This window comes from Clostridium tarantellae, from assembly GCF_009295725.1.
GTDB lineage: Bacteria > Bacillota > Clostridia > Clostridiales > Clostridiaceae > Sarcina > Sarcina tarantellae.
Genome location: NZ_WHJC01000610.1, coordinates 1 through 633, shown reverse-complemented (window position 1 = coordinate 633; position 633 = coordinate 1). Strand labels below are relative to the sequence as shown.

Below are 633 nucleotides of genomic sequence, written 5' to 3'. Positions count from 1 at the left end.
ATACTATATATATGTTTTATATTATTTGTTGGTTATTGCAATAGCTCTCACTGGAGATCCATCTGAATTTTCATATTTTAATGGAGTGGCACAAAATGTGAATTTTTTTATTGTTAAAGTTGAAAGATTGGTTAAATTTTCAATTATAATCATATCTTTAGAAAAAATTATCTTATGTATTTTAAAATGGATACTATCAACTTTATCTATAGATATAGTATCTACCCCTATTCCTTTTAAGTTGAATTTACAAATCCAATTAGCAGCTTCTTCAGTTAATACAGGAAAGTTATAAAAGTATTTTTCACTATTCCAATATTTTTCCCATCCAGTTTTTATTATTAAAAATTCACTTTTCTTTATTTCCTTTTCATATTTTTTTAATATATTTATTTCTATATTATCTTGCAATAAATTTGAAACATCTAATAAAAATGCTTTTCCAATAAATTTATTTATTTCAAATTCATAAAGGCTTTTTCCATTTTCAATCATATGCTTAGGTGAATCCATATGAGTTCCTGTATGTGAAAATATATGCAGAGACTTTTCATTATAACCATCATTTTTTATATTAGCTATTTTTTTAATTTCGGGTCTAGTTTCTTCAGTATATACTGGCATATTAAAATG

At 23.4% G+C, this 633-nt stretch carries 1 protein-coding gene; it reads right to left on the bottom strand.

Annotated elements, in window-relative coordinates:
- Positions 1-21: 21 nt before the first annotated feature.
- A partial coding sequence (locus tag GBZ86_RS16605) for a cyclase family protein (RefSeq protein ID WP_152892499.1) occupies positions 22-633 on the bottom strand: 612 nt, incomplete at its 5' end.